The sequence below is a fragment of the Psychrobacter sp. DM4 genome, from assembly GCF_051307035.1.
GTDB lineage: Bacteria > Pseudomonadota > Gammaproteobacteria > Pseudomonadales > Moraxellaceae > Psychrobacter.
The window spans coordinates 2720417-2737989 of the sequence record NZ_CP195536.1 but is presented as its reverse complement, the minus strand read 5'-3'; the positions used below and the strand labels follow the sequence as shown (position 1 = coordinate 2737989).

General features: G+C 44.3%; 12 protein-coding genes and 1 pseudogene. 8 read left to right on the top strand and 5 right to left on the bottom strand.

Going from position 1 to position 17573, the window contains the following annotated elements; all coding sequences use genetic code 11:
* Nucleotides 1–72 precede the first annotated feature (72 nt).
* Nucleotides 73–333 (bottom strand): DUF1289 domain-containing protein, encoded by a 261-nt coding sequence (locus ACR64G_RS11740; protein ID WP_435979462.1) that lies wholly within the window; start codon nt 331–333, stop codon nt 73–75.
* Between the two features lie 193 nt (nt 334–526).
* Between ACR64G_RS11740 and ACR64G_RS11735 the strand changes: the two genes are divergently transcribed.
* From ACR64G_RS11735 to ACR64G_RS11725, 3 genes are all read left to right on the top strand, one after another.
* Complete coding sequence (locus ACR64G_RS11735) at nt 527–1147, top strand: YqiA/YcfP family alpha/beta fold hydrolase (protein WP_435979461.1); 621 nt, start codon at nt 527–529, stop codon at nt 1145–1147.
* Nucleotides 1148–1287: 140 nt separating this feature from the next.
* Nucleotides 1288–3177, top strand: coding sequence for a DNA topoisomerase IV subunit B (gene parE, locus ACR64G_RS11730; protein ID WP_435979460.1), 1890 nt, complete (start codon nt 1288–1290; stop codon nt 3175–3177).
* Nucleotides 3178–3293: 116 nt separating this feature from the next.
* Nucleotides 3294–3965 (top strand): lysophospholipid acyltransferase family protein, encoded by a 672-nt coding sequence (locus tag ACR64G_RS11725; RefSeq protein WP_435979459.1) that lies wholly within the window; start codon nt 3294–3296, stop codon nt 3963–3965.
* A gap of 119 nt (nt 3966–4084) precedes the next feature.
* Here ACR64G_RS11725 and ACR64G_RS11720 read toward each other — a convergent pair whose 3' ends face one another.
* Nucleotides 4085–4867, bottom strand: a complete 783-nt coding sequence (locus tag ACR64G_RS11720) for an SDR family NAD(P)-dependent oxidoreductase (RefSeq protein ID WP_435979458.1) — start codon at nt 4865–4867, stop codon at nt 4085–4087.
* A 314-nt stretch (nt 4868–5181) separates the two neighbouring features.
* Here ACR64G_RS11720 and ACR64G_RS11715 point away from each other — a divergent pair, with 314 nt between their 5' ends.
* A complete protein-coding gene (locus ACR64G_RS11715; RefSeq protein WP_435979457.1) occupies nt 5182–6669 on the top strand; it encodes a hypothetical protein in 1488 nt (495 codons plus the stop codon).
* A 121-nt stretch (nt 6670–6790) separates the two neighbouring features.
* Here the strand turns inward: ACR64G_RS11715 and ACR64G_RS11710 are convergent, their stop codons facing one another.
* Nucleotides 6791–8536, bottom strand: coding sequence for a mechanosensitive ion channel (locus ACR64G_RS11710; RefSeq protein ID WP_435979456.1), 1746 nt, complete (start codon nt 8534–8536; stop codon nt 6791–6793).
* 497 nt (nt 8537–9033) lie between these two features.
* Here ACR64G_RS11710 and ACR64G_RS11705 point away from each other — a divergent pair, with 497 nt between their 5' ends.
* Nucleotides 9034–9762: an FKBP-type peptidyl-prolyl cis-trans isomerase gene (locus ACR64G_RS11705; RefSeq protein WP_435979455.1), complete on the top strand. Its 729-nt coding sequence runs from the start codon at nt 9034–9036 to the stop codon at nt 9760–9762.
* 185 nt (nt 9763–9947) lie between these two features.
* On the opposite strand, the gene argA is transcribed toward ACR64G_RS11705, so the two are convergent.
* The gene (gene argA / locus ACR64G_RS11700; protein WP_435979454.1) at nt 9948–11270 is read right to left on the bottom strand and encodes an amino-acid N-acetyltransferase; all 1323 of its coding nucleotides are present in this window, start codon (nt 11268–11270) and stop codon (nt 9948–9950) included.
* A gap of 309 nt (nt 11271–11579) precedes the next feature.
* Between argA and ACR64G_RS11695 the strand changes: the two genes are divergently transcribed.
* Nucleotides 11580–12167, top strand: a complete 588-nt coding sequence (locus ACR64G_RS11695; protein ID WP_435979453.1) for a hypothetical protein — start codon at nt 11580–11582, stop codon at nt 12165–12167.
* Between the two features lie 59 nt (nt 12168–12226).
* On the opposite strand, the gene ACR64G_RS11690 is transcribed toward ACR64G_RS11695, so the two are convergent.
* Entirely contained in the window at nt 12227–13261 is a 1035-nt protein-coding gene (locus ACR64G_RS11690) for a patatin-like phospholipase family protein (RefSeq protein ID WP_435979452.1), read from the bottom strand.
* Nucleotides 13262–13440: 179 nt separating this feature from the next.
* Here ACR64G_RS11690 and recG point away from each other — a divergent pair, with 179 nt between their 5' ends.
* The gene (recG, locus tag ACR64G_RS11685) at nt 13441–15801 is read left to right on the top strand and encodes an ATP-dependent DNA helicase RecG (protein WP_435979451.1); all 2361 of its coding nucleotides are present in this window, start codon (nt 13441–13443) and stop codon (nt 15799–15801) included.
* Between the two features lie 545 nt (nt 15802–16346).
* Nucleotides 16347–17459, top strand: a pseudogene (locus ACR64G_RS11680) (OmpW/AlkL family protein).
* The last annotated feature ends 114 nt before the right edge of the window (nt 17460–17573 follow it).

The window sequence follows — 17573 nt, the reverse complement described above, 5'->3', positions numbered from 1 at the left end:
TAAATTACTGAATACAGTTGAGCTAGCCAAGATAACTACTAAGTTATTAGTAGATTATTTAAGTCTACATATCTAAAACAACTCCCCAGCCTCGACCACTACCTCAAAATCAAAGCCTAACTGTTGCCCTTTAAGCAGTCGCATCTGCTCGATACGCTGCTTACGTCCTACGATTAGCCTTAATACCTCACGACGCTGCTCCGTACTCATGCTTAGCCATAGTTGACGCTCAGTACGACTGCGCAGGCAGCCGAAGCAATAGCCCTTTTTATTGACCTCGCACACACTAACGCAGGGATTGGCAATGTCAAACAGTTCAATCTGTTGAGTCATAGCGCCTCCTTAATTAGTGATGTCATTTGTTATTTCATAATAATAATTTTATCAATAGCTAACAAGTTATTAGCAAGTGACTAGTAATATGCTTGTTTGTCATTACTCGTGACGCTCAGCTCATGCTATGCTCAGCTTATAATTTTGATATTTTAGTTTTATAGTATAACGAATGATAGGGATGAGACCAGTTATGAATGTGATTTATGTCCATGGCTTAGATAGCGATGCCAATTCTACCAAAGGTCTCTTGCTAGAAGGCTACTGCGAAAAGCATCATCCTGATATCACTATTCATCGTCCTGATCTAAATCAATCACCGCAAGTAGTATTTGATAAATTGGTAAGTATGATAAATAGCGTAAGCGGTAATGATAAAGTCGTGCTAGTCGGTAGCTCATTGGGTGGTTATTTCTCTACTCTAGTGAGCAACGAGACGGGTTGTCCTGCGCTACTCATCAATCCAAGTATGCAGCCACATATTACCTTGCAGCGCTTTGAAGAAGATAAAGGGGCTGATACTTTGAAGACCGATGATGGTAATCAAAAGGTGCTACATACGACGTCAGGTGGTTGGGCCGTTACCAAAGCAGATTTGCAATGGTTTGCCGATCATCAACTACTGACTGTGGACAATCCAAGCCAAGTGGCGGTGATGCTCAAACAAAGCGATGAATTACTCGATGCTAATTTATCAGCAGCGTTCTATCGTCAGCAAGGCGCAACGGTAACTATTCAACAAGGCGGTGATCATCGCTTTAGTGACTTCTCTAAACACTTACCATTAGTTATTGAAACGTTGAAGCAATTGTAATGATTTCAGCTCGCTTGACTGATAGTAGTAATAGACGACATTATCTGACGCAAGCTCATAACTATAGGCCTTTAGCGCTCTATTTTTGGTTATAATAGAACAATAGAATTAATCATATACGAATAATAAAGGATGCATTTGTGAGTCAATATAATGCGCAATCGTTAGAAGTATTAGAAGGTCTTGAACCCGTACGTCGTCGTCCTGGTATGTATACCGACACCACGCGTCCCAACCATTTGGCGCAGGAAGTCATCGATAATTCGGTCGATGAGGCATTGGCAGGCTTTGCCAAAACCATCAAAGTTCAATTGCATGAAGACGGCTCGTTATCTGTAGAAGATGATGGCCGTGGTATGCCGACTGACGTACACCCTGAATTCAATCAGACGGGCATTGAGCTTATTTTGACGCGCCTGCATGCGGGCGGTAAGTTCTCTACCTCCAACTATGAGGTCTCAGGTGGCTTGCATGGCGTCGGTATTTCGGTTGTGAATGCATTATCTACTCGCGTTGAAGTCACCGTTTGGCGTGATGCGACTCAATTTGATATGGCGTTAGAGAATGGCGCGCCAGTAACCCAGTTAGTCGAATCAGTTAGTCCGAATAAGCGTAAACGCGGTACTAGAGTGCGGTTCTGGGTCGATGGTAGCTTCTTTGATACGCCGAAGTTCAATGTAAAGCAGCTCAAGCATAACCTAAAGGCAAAAGCGGTATTGGCAGCAGGTCTGACTATCGAATTTACTGATAGCATCAATAATGAAAAAATCGTTTGGCAGTTCACTGACGGTGTCGTTGAGTATCTGACCGAGCAGCTAGATGGTCTAGAGACGCTGCCGTCTATACCTTTTTATTATAATCATGACGCCCAGAACGGCGAACGTGCTGCTATTACCTTTGCGTTATCTTGGTTGCCTGAGGGTGGTACGCCGATTCAAGAGAGCTACGTCAATCTCATTCCAACGGCGCAAGGCGGCACGCACGTCAATGGCTTGCGTACGGGTATTTTGGAGGCGCTGCGCGAGTTTTGCGACATTCATAACTTATTGCCACGTAATGTCAAACTCACAGGCGAAGATGTGTGGGACGGTATTAATTATATTCTATCGCTCAAATTTTCTGAGCCGCAGTTCTCAGGTCAGACCAAAGAGCGGCTATCGAGCCGAGAAGCGGCTGGCGCGGTACAAACGCTTGCCAAAGATGCTTTTAGCTTGTGGCTCAATCAGCACGCAGACTTAGGTGCGCAGATTGCAGAGCTGGCCATTAACAAAGCAGGACGTCGCCTAAAGTCTGCCAAAAAAGTCGCCCGTAAAAAGATCACTCAAGGTCCAGCCTTGCCAGGGAAACTGGCTGATTGTCGTGGTGATTTGCGGGATGGGGCAGAGCTGTTCTTGGTAGAGGGTGACTCTGCTGGCGGTAGTGCGAAGCAAGCGCGCGATCGTCACTATCAGGCGATACTGCCACTGCGTGGTAAGATTCTGAACACGTGGGAGGTGTCCTCCGACACTGTACTATCGAGCCAAGAGATTCATGACATTGCTATCGCTATCGGTGTTGATCCTGCCTCTGATGATCTCTCTGAGCTGCGTTATGATAAGGTTTGTATTCTAGCCGATGCCGACTCTGATGGTTTACACATCGCCACTTTGATCTGCGCTTTGTTTGTGAAGCATTTTCCAGCTTTGGTAGACGCTGGTCATCTATTTGTAGCGATGCCGCCACTATATCGCGTTGATGTCGGTAAAGATGTGCATTACGCGCTCGATGAGCCTGAGCTTCAGCATATCTTGGCAGGCGTGCCGGGCAATAAAAAGGCGCAGATTACCCGCTTTAAAGGTTTAGGTGAAATGAGTGCCGAACAGTTACGTGAGACTACTATGAACCGTGATACGCGTCGTCTAGTACAGCTCGATATGGACGATATGGCATTGACCAATAGTATTATGGACATGCTACTCGCCAAAAAACGCTCTTCTGATCGCAAAGTGTGGCTTGAGGACAAAGGCAACTTAGCAGATATCCCCGTTTAGTAGCCGTCATGAGTCGTTTTTAGGTCAGCTTTGCGGTGATAAGTGTCTATAAAAGTCGGCTCGGTAGTCTTGGGTTAATGGTATGATGAGTCTATTCTTTATTATGCGGTGCCCTCATGAAATCTGACCCATCAAAGCCAAAAAAATCTACCAAGTTACCGAAACTGAGTCGGCAGGACTTGGGTAGTAAAATCCCTAAACGTGGCAATAAGTTAACGCCAGTTATTGCTTCAGCATTAACAAATGCTATGGGGTGGCGTACGGTTGGTGAGATTCCCGATATCTCACAAGCAGTGGTGTTGGCACTGCCGCACACGTCCAATGTCGACGGTGTCTATGCCCTGCCTAATCTGTTTGCACTAGATATAAAAATCAGCATTATGGGCAAGCACACTTTATTTAAAGTACCAGTATTGGCGCAACTATTACGCTGGATGGGTATTATCCCTATCGACCGCAGCAATAAAGGCTCCGTTTTGCAAGCGAGCATCGACAAGTTTAAAAGTGGCGAGCCGTTGTTTTTGGGTTTATCACCAGAGGGTACGCGCGATTATACGGATAAATGGAAAACAGGGTTTTATTATTTGGCACTAGGCGCTAATGTACCAATTCTACCGGTAGCGTTAGATTATAAGACAAAACAAGTTCGATTCTTGTCTCCTGTATATCCCACCGGAGATATCGACGCTGATCTGCCAAAGATATATGAGCAGTATCGAGGGGTTATGCCAAGACATCCTGAACGCTTGTCTAAGCCGCTACAAGATGTGAATAACGAAGATTTATAACCCTTAAAACTAAAAGATAGCACCGATCGATGCTATCTTTTTTTGACTCTGTATATTCTAAATAATAAGCTCTGATACTGTGATTTTTGACACTATCAGTTGCTTATCGACTTACTTTGTCAAAAGTGCGGTTGTCCATTTGAAGCACTAACGCCGCCATCGACTGGCAAGTTAACGCCAGTAATCATTGATGCATCTTCACTTGCCAAAAAGGTAATGGCACCTGCAATATCTTCAGGTGTTGCTAGCCGGCCTAATGGACAACGTGCCAAAAACTGATTGGTCTTATCATCACTGTTTTGGATAGCGCTGGTCATACCTGTCTTAGTGACACTAGGATTGACCGCATTGACACGTACACCGTCAGGGCCATGATCGAGTGCTAATGTACGAGTTAAGTTGGTCACGCCAGCTTTGGCAGCATTGTAGGCTGCCATGTTCCAGTCGCCACCCATACCAGATAGCGATGAGACATTGATGATGTTGCCTTTTGTCTTGATGAGATGCGGCATAGCGGCTTTACAGACATAAAAAGTGCCGTTTAAATTGACATTAATTGATGACTGCCATTCCTCTGCTGAGAGCTCTGTAATTTTACCTGAAGTCGCTTTACCCGCGTTGTTCACTAAGATATCTAGCTGTCCAAACTTATCTATCGTACGTTTTACCATCTCTTGCACTTGGCTTTGATCGCTAATATCGCAGATGATAACCATATAGTTATCTGAATGAATCCAGGTATTATCTTGTGGAAACTCTTCTGCTGTCTTCTCTAAAGTCTCAGCGGTACGCCCCACTAGAACAACGCTGGCGCCTTCGTTGGCGAAACGGATAGCCGTCGCTCGACCCATACCAGAGCCTGCGCCAGTTACGATGACGGTTTTTTCTTTAAAACGTTTCATAATCTAAAATCCTTGTTATGATGAGCAGATAAGTCAGTACTATTATTTATAAGTATAAAGGGTTTACCAAGACTGTTGTATCAAGCCATATGGTTATATCAAGACTGTTATATCGAAAGTATTGCTGCGTGGTGCACAGTCATTTTTGTTCATCATAGCAAGTCATTGCTCTGAAAGCGACTATGTATAATGGTTCTTATGTATAGTGTTTTTTGCCATAATATACTTCTAGTACAAGGCAGCAAAACAGTTGTACTGACTACCAAGAGTGCTTACCATCAGTCATTTTGATCTACTATTATAAGGGTCTTATTTTGTCTAAAAACCCACTACTTAAACGTCCATCTTTGGCCAAAGATCTGCTCTGTTATTTGGCGGCTAAGCCTGTTGAGATTACCCTACCTGTTACCGAAGTGGATACCGTGCCTTATCACGCTGTGCTACACCGCTATCAGTTGCCATTAGGCAAAATGAATGTAGTAGAGCTTACTCTGTATTTGCCCCTACAAAGCCGTGTCAGTGTGATCAAAAGCAAGCGCATGGCTATGATAAAAGCTGCCTTGGTATGGCATAAGCTATTTTTGATGCAATCTACTGATGATAGTTTAGACAGTCATAATTTACTAACTTTTGATATTCAGCTTTATACTCATGACGACCATGCTAATGCAACAGATCTTCAAAGCATGCAGACTCATCAGAAGACCTCTTTTGAGCACAGTTTTGGCGCGCGCTACTTCATGGAGGATTTAGTTGTCGATATGAGCGAAGATGTCCAGCAGTTACAAGTTTTTAGTCAGCAGGACTGGTACGCTATGGTATCAACGTTACAGACTCCTTGTGAGCTATGGCGATTTTTGAATTACTATCTGGCACATATGCAACGCTCAGCGCTAGATGACACTGTAGATTTTGATTCAGAGCAAAAAGTACTCGATAACTTTATGAGTGATGATATTTTGTTCACGCAAGCCATCGCTATTGACAATGCTTTAATAAATTATGACATGCAAGACAAGCCCAACTCAGCGCTGATCAGTATGAAGCTTGCGCAAAAAACCAAAAGTAAGACATTGCCTATGTATCGAGGTCATATGCAGCAAGCTGCGACCCTATGGTCACAGCTCATCATGCAGATGCTAATGACGGTTGATGCCAAACCGTCAACTGACAAAAGAGGCTATCGTCTAGAACCAAGGTCTATACAATGGCAAAAACAATTATTGGATGAGTCGTTGTTTTCGCGTCATGAGTTGGTTCGTACCTTGTATAGGCATCCCAAACAAGACCAAGCGCTTAAACGAAGTGGTTACGTCGTGCATCAGCATTCATACGAGCATTTGGGTCGACATTATGTTCTGATATTTTATGGTGAAGTTGAAGGCGGACAGCAGATCAAAGCAGTGATTCAACCTAAGCTTGGAGACATCGCACTAGAAGTGGCAACACGGTTGCCACTCGCAGAGCTACATCATGTCATCGTACTAGGTATCGATTTTATTACTGAAAACGAAGACACTTTTATGGATATTGATCTATGGATACAGCCTATTGATGCGACTACCCAAAAAGAGCGACAACTGACCAAACAGATTCAAAATCTTAAACCAAAAATTCTTGAGCAAGAAGAGAGCAATCAGCCTTCAACGACACGCCAAACTCATAGCAAAGATGCGTCTGAGCCTGAATTACCGACTCCTTTGGGTAGTGAAAATACTCAGCTAAGCCCAAGAGATAAGCTCAAAACGCTACCTAGTATGCAATTGAATCTCTCTATTCCAGCCCGTAAGGACAAACCCTAGTTTGAGACAGTAAACAATCACTTGTCTATGTTTTCTAAACGCTACTCTCAAAATAGTTCTCAAAACAGTCACCAAAAAAAAGACAGCCTAGGCTGTCTTTTTTACTTTAAATTAGTCAATCTTACTTGTTGTCATCGTTTAGGTTATTAAGACCTTGATCAGACAACAAGTTTGAACGAGTGTTGTTTTCGACATCAGTGGTGTCAACAGAGTCAGACCCAAGCTTGCTAGTATCAACAGTATCTGTACTAAAATCAGTAGCAGAAGTTGCTGTATTAGTAGTACCTGTAGTCGATGCAACCGTAGTGTTAGTCGCATCAGCAGTAGCAGCGCTTGGCGTGTTTTCGCGCACCGCGTCCGCTACTTTGTCTTGCGTACTACGATTAGGCGTAAGCGCTGATTTGGCTTTGGCTTGTTCGCGCTCTTTGTCCATTTTGTCTTGCATCTTACGTAAGAAGCGAGCAGCAGCTTCTTGACCACCAAGACCAAATGAGAGGGCAAAGGCAACCGCAACCGCGCCTAACGTTAGACCGAATGCTAAGTTGACGATAGAGTCAGCGATACCCATCGCTTTTAGACCCATGGCTAGTACTAAGCCCATAATCAATACACGTACGATATTTGCTAAAAACTGTGATCCTTGCTCAGAGCGCTCAACGACACCGGCAATGATATTGGCAAGCCAAAAACCGATGAATAGGATGATTGCGCCCAAGATGATGTTGGCACCAAAAGCGATGAACATCGTGATGATCGCTGAGATAGGCTCAAAGCCTAATAAGTCAGCGGCGGCAACAGCAGCGAACAACATAGCGAAGAAGATAATTGCATAACCTACAACGTCAGATACTCGCTTGTCGCCCATTGTCTCTTGTAGACCGACTTTGGCTGGCAATTGATTAATCTGCGTGTTTTCGATTAACCCTTTGATGATGTTAGCAACCATGCGAATAACATAGAAAGTTACGATCAAGATCGCTGCTGCCATAAAGATATTTGGCAAAGCTTCCATGATTTTGTTCAACATGTTTGTTGCTGGACGAGCAATCACTTCAACTTTTAGCGCGTTAAGTGCAGCGATAATCGTTGGGATGATGACAACTAAAAACGCTAAAGAACCTGCGATGTTAGGTAGGCTGTTCTCTTCGCTCAAACCTGCTTTTGACGCCAGTTTTTGTACATCAAAAGTAGAGACAAGATTGGTTACGATACCGCGTACGACTTTAGCAATGATATAACCCACCACAAAGACGACCGCTGCGATCAAGATATTAGGAATAAAGCTAAAGATCTTGTCGACCATATTCGTCAAAGGAGCAAACAAGCCATCAAGCTCTAATTGGCCTAGTACCATCGTCAAAACGATAAGTAAGATGAACCAATACACCATGTCAGCAATAGTGCTACTCATAGGTTTTACGCCAGCTTGGGCACTCAACCGCTCATCCATTGACGTTTTGGATAGGCCTGTATTGATAGCAGTACGTACCACAGTAGCAATAACCCAACCGATAACACCAACGGCAATCGCAGCTATGAGGTTAGGGATAAAGGACAATACTTGCCCCACCATATTAGCAAATGGCGCTGAGATTGAATTTAGATTCAGCTGATTTAGAGCGGCTGATATCGCAATGATAAAGATAAACCAAAAGACAATTTTTGAGATAATGCCTTCTATATCGTAAGTCTTACCAGTTGAGGTATTCATACGTTGATTGACATTCACTTTTGCCAGCACACCGCGTACAACCGCCGCGATACCTAACGCGACTAGCCAGCCAATGATAAAGATAAGAATAGCGCCGATGATAGAACCGATAGGTCCACCAAGATATCCATTGAAAGATGTAAACGTAGGGTTCATCCTGTCCTCCATTAAACTTCAGATATAAGTAGCAGAATAAAAGTCATCATATTAAAGCTTATACATCTGCCTCAAAACGATCACTTTTATAATGGGAACTCATACAGGCAGTTATTATAAATAGTATTTTAATTGGTGTTATACACTAGATAATAAAGCCGTTAACTCGTAGTTAAATTACCAAGCAATCAAAGAGAATGTATTCAAAATTGAGAATAAAATTAACTATTTGAATCTGACGTTTTAATAAAAAGTTACCACGCGTTACTTATCCACTTAACAGAATCAGCTTAGCTGATATAATGCCGAATATAAAGACAGAAAACTTAACCTGCCACCATATTTGTGTGATGAGTTGTTATAGTTATGGTAAATACTTACATAGACTGTACATTTCATCGATAATTTTGCGCTAGGCATGGTTCACAAATCCAAGATTTGCTATGATGTTGCCACTATCACGTATCCTTATTATTCATTCACACTGAGAGTAATCTATGAAGAAAATCACCACCTTAAGTATAAGTGCCTTAGCTAGTGCCATGTTGTTAGTTGGCTGTAGCACAAATAATGGTAATCAAGAAGCGGTCGCGCAAAGCGTCGCTATCACTGAGCAAAGTACCGCTACTGAAAAAGTCGGCTACAGCTTAGGTTTTATGATGGCAGAAGGCAACAAAGAAGCGGTCGAAGATCTTAACCTCGACACTTTTGAGATGGGCTTTCGTGATGGCTACGGCGGTAAAGAGTCCGCGTTGACTCAAGAGCAAATGCAAGAAGTACTGATGACGTATCAAAAAGAGCAAGAAGAGAAATTCGTCCAAGATATGCAAACGCAAGCGGTTGAAAACAAAGCAGCAGGCGAAGCCTTTTTGACAGCGAACGCTGCAAAAGAAGGCGTGATGACCACCGATAGCGGCTTGCAGTATAAAGTGCTAGAAGCAGGAACGGGCCAATCCCCTAAAGCGACAGACGTGGTCGAAGTGAATTATGAAGGTAAACTCATCGATGGTACTGTATTCGATAGCTCTTATGAGCGCGGTGAATCAGTTGAGTTCCCGTTGAACCAAGTTATCGCTGGCTGGACAGAGGGCTTACAGCTGATGAAAGAAGGCGGTAAATACGAGTTCTATATTCCAGGTGATATCGCTTATGGCGAAGCGGGCAACGCAGGTATCGAGCCTAACAGCACACTGATATTCGTTGTTGAATTAATAGACGTCAAATAGTCTTATAGCATACCGCTCAGACAAATGAGCTGTTCGTAGACAACGCTGCTACTTGCATAAAAAAGCCCTTCAATATTTGAAGGGCTTTTTTGCATTAATCGTAACTTCGATAGGCTAATATATTTAAGAGTACAATTTCGAGGTTACAATTCTAAAGTTACAATTCTAAAGTTACAATTCTAAAGTTATAAGGTCTTTTGAAATACCTTTGAGTTGCGACCGTTATGATACTGCTCTAAGCGATCTTTGGGCAAAGACTCAGCATCAACTTCTTTAAAGCCTTGCTCTACAAACCAGTGTGCGGTACGCGTAGTCAATACGAACAGTTTGTGCAAGCCATGACTACGAGCTTGCTGCTCTAAAAAGGCAAGCAAATCAGCACCGCGGCTGCCATTGCGATATTCAGAATGCACCGCAACACAAGCGACCTCTGCTGAGTCTTTGCTCAGCGGGTATAAAGCGGCGCAGCCCAAAATCATACCGTCGCGCTCGATCACACTATAGTTATCAATCTCTTGCTCTAGGCGCTCACGTGAACGGCTGACCAAAATACCTTGCTCCTCAAGCGGCGTCAACAGCTCAGTCAGTCCGATCACATCATCGATAGTCGCGCGGCGAATCTCTTCGTAAGGGTCGTGACTAATAAGCGTGCCTGAGCCATCTCGGGTAAATAATTCCTCTAATAGAGCACCGTTTTTGGCATAAGAGATGATATGCGTGCGGTGCACTCCTTGACGGCAAGCTTTGCTGGCACAGTGCAAAAAGTAGCAGAGCTCTTGATTTAAGTCGCGATCTCGTAAAAAGCGATCAACCTCGTTAGGGATCATCTCACTTAGCAGACGATCATCATCATTGATGCCCGCCTCAGCACCTAATAGTATGAGCTTGTCGGCGCCGAGGGCGACCGCAGCACTTAGTGCAACATCCTCAGCCAATAAGTTAAAGACTTCACCTGTGGCTGAATACCCCATTGATCCCAAAATCACAATGTGATCATGAAGTAAGTTATTTTTGATCGCTTCTATATCAATAGAGCGCACTTCACCCGTCATTTGATAATCAACCCCATCACGAACTCCATAAGGGCGTGCGGTAACAAAGTTACCTGAGACCGCATCAATACGAGAGCCATACATAGGCGAGTTGGCAAGCCCCATAGACAGCTGCGCCTCAATCTGCAAGCGAATAGCACCAACCGCTTGTAGTATATAGGGCATAGCTTCGCGCGGCGTCACTCTGATGTCTTGATGCAAAGGGGAGGCAACGCCTGCCTCACTGAGGTTTTTTTCGATTTGCGGGCGCGCGCCATGTACCAATACTAGTTTGATTCCCAAGCTATGAAGCAAAGCAAAATCGTGGATCAGCGTACTAAAATTAGGATGACGAACGGCTTCACCGCCGAACATAATAACGAAAGTCTTGCCGCGATGAGTATTGATATAGGGGGCAGAGTTACGAAACCAATGGACATATTCAGGATTAATCTGTGGCATAGCGCTAGTAGTCATAGTGAGAGCAGTCTAAAGAAGAAAAAGGGTGACAATAAGGGTCTATCGGCAAAGATTTACCATAGCAAAAAACGCCGTTATGAGCTATCTTTTTATTTGTATGCGCCTTGAGCATATTTATAGTAGATAGACTATATACACAACCTCAACACGGGGTTAGTATACCTATAAATACTTTTTGCTATGCTAAGCGCTATTATTCAAGCAATGGCTACTTATTTAATCTATAGCTGTCAGTGATAACGCATAACTGAAGATGTTTTGTTGATACATCAATTATTAAGATATTAATTAGGGATAATGAACCTTATGAAAAAAAATAATCATCTTGCCAATCCATTTACCGCTTGGAGCGGTCATCGTCTGTTTCATGTTGTCGCAGGTACGCTCATCGGTGTAATGGCAGTGACGCAGGCCTCAGCGATGCTACCAACGCCTGAGCAAGCGGTCGATAACCCTGCGATGATGCAAACAGGTGCTAATACTAATAGCACCTCAAGTACACAAGCGGTGAATAGCACAGTGACCGCAGCCCTTGTCGGTGTGGATGCTAACGGTAAAGAGACTCTGATACCTGTTGATGCCAATACGCGTCTAGAGTCAGGTAATGTCTTGGAATATCAAGGTTATTTTACCAATACTAATGTCGATCGCGTGCGTAAGATGACGGTGACGATGAGTATCCCTGAGCAAGTCGAGTTAATACGCGTAGTAGCTCCTGAGTTCCCTTATGGTAGCGTCGATGGCAACTCCTTTGCCCGTATGCCGCTACGCTCAAGAGTTGATAATCAGCTCGTAGACGTCGCGCCAAAATACTACAAAGCGGTGCGTTGGGACATCGAAGGTGTGGGCCTAAATGATACGGCGATGGTTAAATACCGTGCCAAAGTTAAATAAATAGCAGCATTATCGAATGACTATAAAAAAGCACTACAGCCAATCACTGTGGTGCTTTTTTATGATACTTGGTTGTCTATAGTTAGATTAAAGGGTCGCGTATTTGCCCTTTTTTTATCTTGAATCAATTGTTTGATTGCGATCATCTGCTGCGCTGTGGCTCGCTCACCTGCATCTATCAAGGCGCGGCGTTGACTGGTATCTAATGAGCTAATGTGACCGACTTTGGGCGTGATAACAATATCTGCACGATCGCGTTCATTGATCATGGACGTTCGGCTAGAGGATGCACGTGCATTGAGTGCAAAGTTATTTTCAAGTAAGCCCCAAAAGCTACTTAAAGAGGAGATAGTAGGCGGCTTGTTGGTAGGGCTCGTAGCCACTGCGCTATCAGGGACAGTGACGTCAACAGCGATGATGATATCAGCCCCCAGCTCGCGAGCGCTATCAACAGGTACCAAACTGACCACGCCGCCATCGATATATTTTTTGCCAACGCGCTCAGGAATGCGCGGTGCAATAAAGATATTGGGTACGCTACTAGACGCTTGCACGACAAGACCTGCATTTCCAGTAGTAAACACAGTCTTTTTTAAGGTTTGCTTTTCGGCAGCAATAGCCGCAAAACGAATGGGAAAGTCCTCTATATCGCGCTCTTTTACTTGTGTATTAATAAAGTTTTTGAGCTTTAGACCTTCAACGAAGCCTTGATTAGACCAAGTAAAGTCCGTAAGCGCACTATCAGGAGTTGTCAGTGCTAATTGCTCTAGCTGCGCGGCGTTATAACCGCTGGCGTACAAACTACCAATAAGGCTGCCGACACTAGTACCTACAACGAGAGTCGGGGTGATACCACTCTCCTCTAGTGCTTTTATAACCCCAACATGAGCGAAGCCTTTAGCGCCGCCGCCACCCAGTACTAGTGCCACGCTTGGCGGCTCTATATTAGAAGCGGCTAAAGTCGGCTCTGGCGTCATACTGGTACAAGCGCTTACAAGTACAGCGAGTGCCATCACTAGACTGCCTTTTATTTTCGAGGCATATCGAGATCCAAAACCCCTAGATATGTCGTACTGGCTGAATTTTACGAACATAAAAATGCCTTGTAATAATCGTTATAATTAGCTTAGCACACTTAAGTATATTGTCAGTTATAATGATGCAGAGCTTACGTTTATATAGCCTACAATAGCTACTGTATTCAAATAGAATAAGTTGCTATAGAACTAAAAATAAGATACGCCAATAATAAGAGATTTGATTGGGATTTTTGATGCCTTCTGCCAACAAGCTACCCCTTAATACATCAGACTTCTCAGCGTCTGAGCGTCCGATATCGTCACTCGATATGCCAGTGACAGCACTGGCGGGCGTCGGTCCAAAAGTTGCCGAGCAGCTTGAGCAATTAGGCATCAAGCGCATCTTTGATCTATTATTACATCTGCCGCGTGATTATGAGGATCGCAGCCGCTTAGTCTCTATCGGTGAGCTTGTCCATGGACAATCAGCTCTAGTCACTGGTCGTGTGGTACATGTCGACAACAAACGCAGCGGCATGACGGTGATCGTCGATGATGATAGCGGTACGGTATCCTTGCGGTTCTTTAAGGTGTATCCCGGACTATTGCAGACCATGAGTTTAGGCACAAAATTGCAACTGTTCGGTGAGATCAAGGTCAATCGCTACGGCAAGCAGATGCACCACCCTGAGTACCAAGTGATGAGCGATACAGGCGCTTTGGTCAATACAGGTCTGCAACCTATTTATCCAACGGTTAAAGGCCTCCATCAAAATAAGCTACGTACCCTTATTAAGCTGGCTTTACAAACTGTACGCACGCAAGCGCTACCGATGACGTTGTTTACGCCAGCGGACTTTGAGACGGTAGCGGACATGCCGCTCGTACCTTTTGACCCTGCGCCAGAACCTGTCCTTGTCGATGATGAGCCTGAAGATATATTCTCAGAGCTGGCGCGTAGCGTGCCTGATAATACCATCGCTAGCATAAGCTGCGTTCATAGAGCCAGTCCAGCGCCTTATGAGTATACCAATCATCAGCCGATAGATAAAGATAGGGCAGGGGTTGCGATAAATAGTGTCTATCATTTGACGATATTTGAAGCGCTGGTCTTATTGCATACCCCGCCTACTTATACCGATGCCAGTCAGCAATATCGGTTACTCACTCAGCTCACAGCGCGTACCCATGCGGCCTGCCAGCGCCTAATCATCGAAGAGCTAACCGCGCATCAGCTTAGTCTCTTGTATCGCCGGCAACAGCTGCATAAGCATAAAGCCCCTAAATGTACGACCACCAGTCCATTAGCGGACAAGCTATTTGGCGCTTTGCCGTTTGATTTAACGGGCGCGCAACAGCGTGTCATGACTGATATCGCTCGTGACATGGCGATATCGATCCCAATGCTTAGGCTCGTTCAAGGTGACGTCGGTGCTGGCAAGACTTTGGTCGCGGCAGGAGCAGCAGGCTACGCACTCGATAGTGGCTGGCAGGTGGCGGTTATGGCACCAACTGAGATATTAGCAGAGCAGCATTTGGCTAATTTTAAAGCATGGTTTGAGCCGCTAGGTATTGGTGTCGGCTGGCTAGCTGGTAAGCAAACGGCGAAGCAGCGCCGCGAGGCGTTGGAGGCAGTAGCGCAAAATACTGTACAAATCGTCGTCGGTACTCATGCGTTGTTTCAAGATACGGTGCAATTTGCCAAATTAGGATTAGTTATCATAGATGAGCAGCACCGATTTGGCGTGGAGCAGCGTATGGCGTTAACCAATAAAGGCGTAGCAGGGAGCACGCCGCATCAGCTGATTATGACCGCAACGCCTATTCCGCGTACGCTAGCGATGAGTGTCTACGGCGATATGGATACCTCTATCATTGATGAGTTGCCGCCAGGGCGCACGCCTATTACGACGGTGACAATCGATCGCAATCGCCGTGATGACGTTATCGAGCGTATCGCTATCAACTGTAGCGAGGGTCGTCAAGCATACTGGGTATGCTCCTTGGTGGAGGAGTCTAGTGTATTAGACGCGCAAGCAGCCGAGGCCACTTATGAGGATTTAAACGAGCGCTTAAACATTCGTATCGGTCTCGTTCATGGCAAAATGAAGTCTGCTGACAAACAAACCATCATGCACGAATTTAAATCAGGCACTCTTGATTTGCTCATTGCCACTACCGTTATCGAGGTCGGAGTCGATGTGCCCAATGCCTCCTTAATGGTTATCGAAAATGCGGAGCGTCTAGGACTATCGCAATTGCATCAGCTGCGTGGTCGCGTCGGTCGCGGTAGAACCAAAAGTTACTGCGTACTCCTGTATCAAAAGCCACTATCTGAGACAGGAACGGAGCGCTTAAACGTGCTGCGCGATAGTACTGATGGTTTTGTGATCGCGCAAAAGGACTTGGAGCTACGCGGACCTGGTGAGCTACTAGGCAAACGTCAGACGGGAAACATCGGCTACTATCTTGCTGATCTCATTCGAGACGAAGAGCTATTTGCTATCGCCCAGCGTTTGGCTAAGCACATCATTACAGATCCTGCTCGCAAGGCAGATGTCAGTCAGCTCATTCATCGCTGGATGCCAGAAGCCAGTCGCTATACCAATGCCTAAGCTTGTAATTGCCCTAGTTTCAGTTAAAAAGTACATCATCTCTAGTTATCGATTATCAAATGCTGCTGGCCTCGCTGATTTCAATTTATATCTTATTTATTTTCATTCAAGCCTTATATTGTATCTTTAGTTCTTGAAATACTCCTCAGTCATTTTATCAAACAATAGTCGTCAGCCTAACTCTCAACTCCTTATACGTTGTTGTCTTAGAGGTTAATACAACATTTTTGTTCCCCTCAATTTCATCAAAACTGACTTATTTGTCTGCAGATTAATATTGATATCTCGATAATAGTGTGTCAATTTGTCGCGCCGGACGGTTGTCTCAAGTGACAATCGGTCAAATTGTTATGTTCTCTTGTCGTCAAATGGTTCGTATGCCCGATAGATATAGAAGATAAACATAGTTCAATATATTGCTCGGTTCTGACAGGAGGTTGGAATCTTGAGGGTACGCAGGTGTTAAATCTGCATAGCTTGCTGAATTACTTATGTATTTTATGGTGTCATTCATTTTAAAACCAAATCTCATACAAGGACGTTCTATGAAACACCTATCGATTTTTGCCTGCGCCATAACCTCTTCTTTACTGCTTAGCCAATCCGCTTTTGCTGAATTTAATTATTTCAAGACTGATGATAGCTTTAAGCGCTTTTCAGTCTCTGCAGGTTGGTTGCACGCTATACCGCAAGGTGACCCCAATCCCTTACAAAACTCTACCTCTATCAATGATGGCACTGTTGCCAAAAACGGTAGTGTCAAAATCAAAACGGTTAGATAGGTTATTGATCCTGATCAAAGTGAGCTCACTAAGTTTCAAGTAAATACAGGTCTAACTCTTATAGGGTTGGCAAGTTTTAGAGGTGAAGAGACTGATTTGTCTTCAACTACTTTTGGTGATGTATCAGGTGACGTCGAAATTAATGGCTTAAAAAATTGGAGCAGCCCAGGTACTGGACTCAAAGCTGATGATGCGGATACGGTAGGCTTGTTATTCAACTATTATCTTAGCGATAATTGGTCAGTGGAGTTCAAAGCTGGCGTACCACCAACAGTAGATATATTAGGTGAAGGGCAAGTGTTTGCACCCTTGACTGGCAGGGTCAATGCTGGTGGAGTGGGGGCAATATTGCCAGAATTCGGTATTAAAAAAGACATTGCTATTACTGATTTAACGCAAGGTAATGGCGTAGCTTCAACGGCTCGCGCTTGGTTACCAGCAGCGGGCGTGCAATATCAGTTCGGTAAATCGGGAGTCAATAAATTCCGGCCATATGTCGTTGCAGGTGCCATCTATGCTTATTTTGACGATATTGAACTCAATGAGGGTATCGAGCAAGACTTGCAAAGAGCGGGCGATCAAATCCAAAACATCAAAGATGATAAAGCGGGTGCTGCTCTAGAAGACGTAAAATCTAGTAGCGATATGACAGTAGAAGTCGATGCCCAAAGCGTGCTTGCGCCTATTATTACCCTAGGTGCTACTTACGACTTCAATGATCGATGGTTTGCGGTCGGCTCATTATCTTACGCCAAGCTAGATAGCGAAACCACCATTACTGTAAAGAACGACAGTGGAGAGGAATTAATCAAATCAAAAACCAACCTCGATATCGACCCTTACATCACCTATCTGGGTCTGGGTTATCGTTTTTAGTCAGTTGCTTTACGCAAAATGTAGGCAACGAGACGCGCATTCTTTTGAGTGTGCGTTTTTATCTTTGTAGTAATGCTATTTTATTTAATAGTCATGTCTCTTTGTACATAAAAG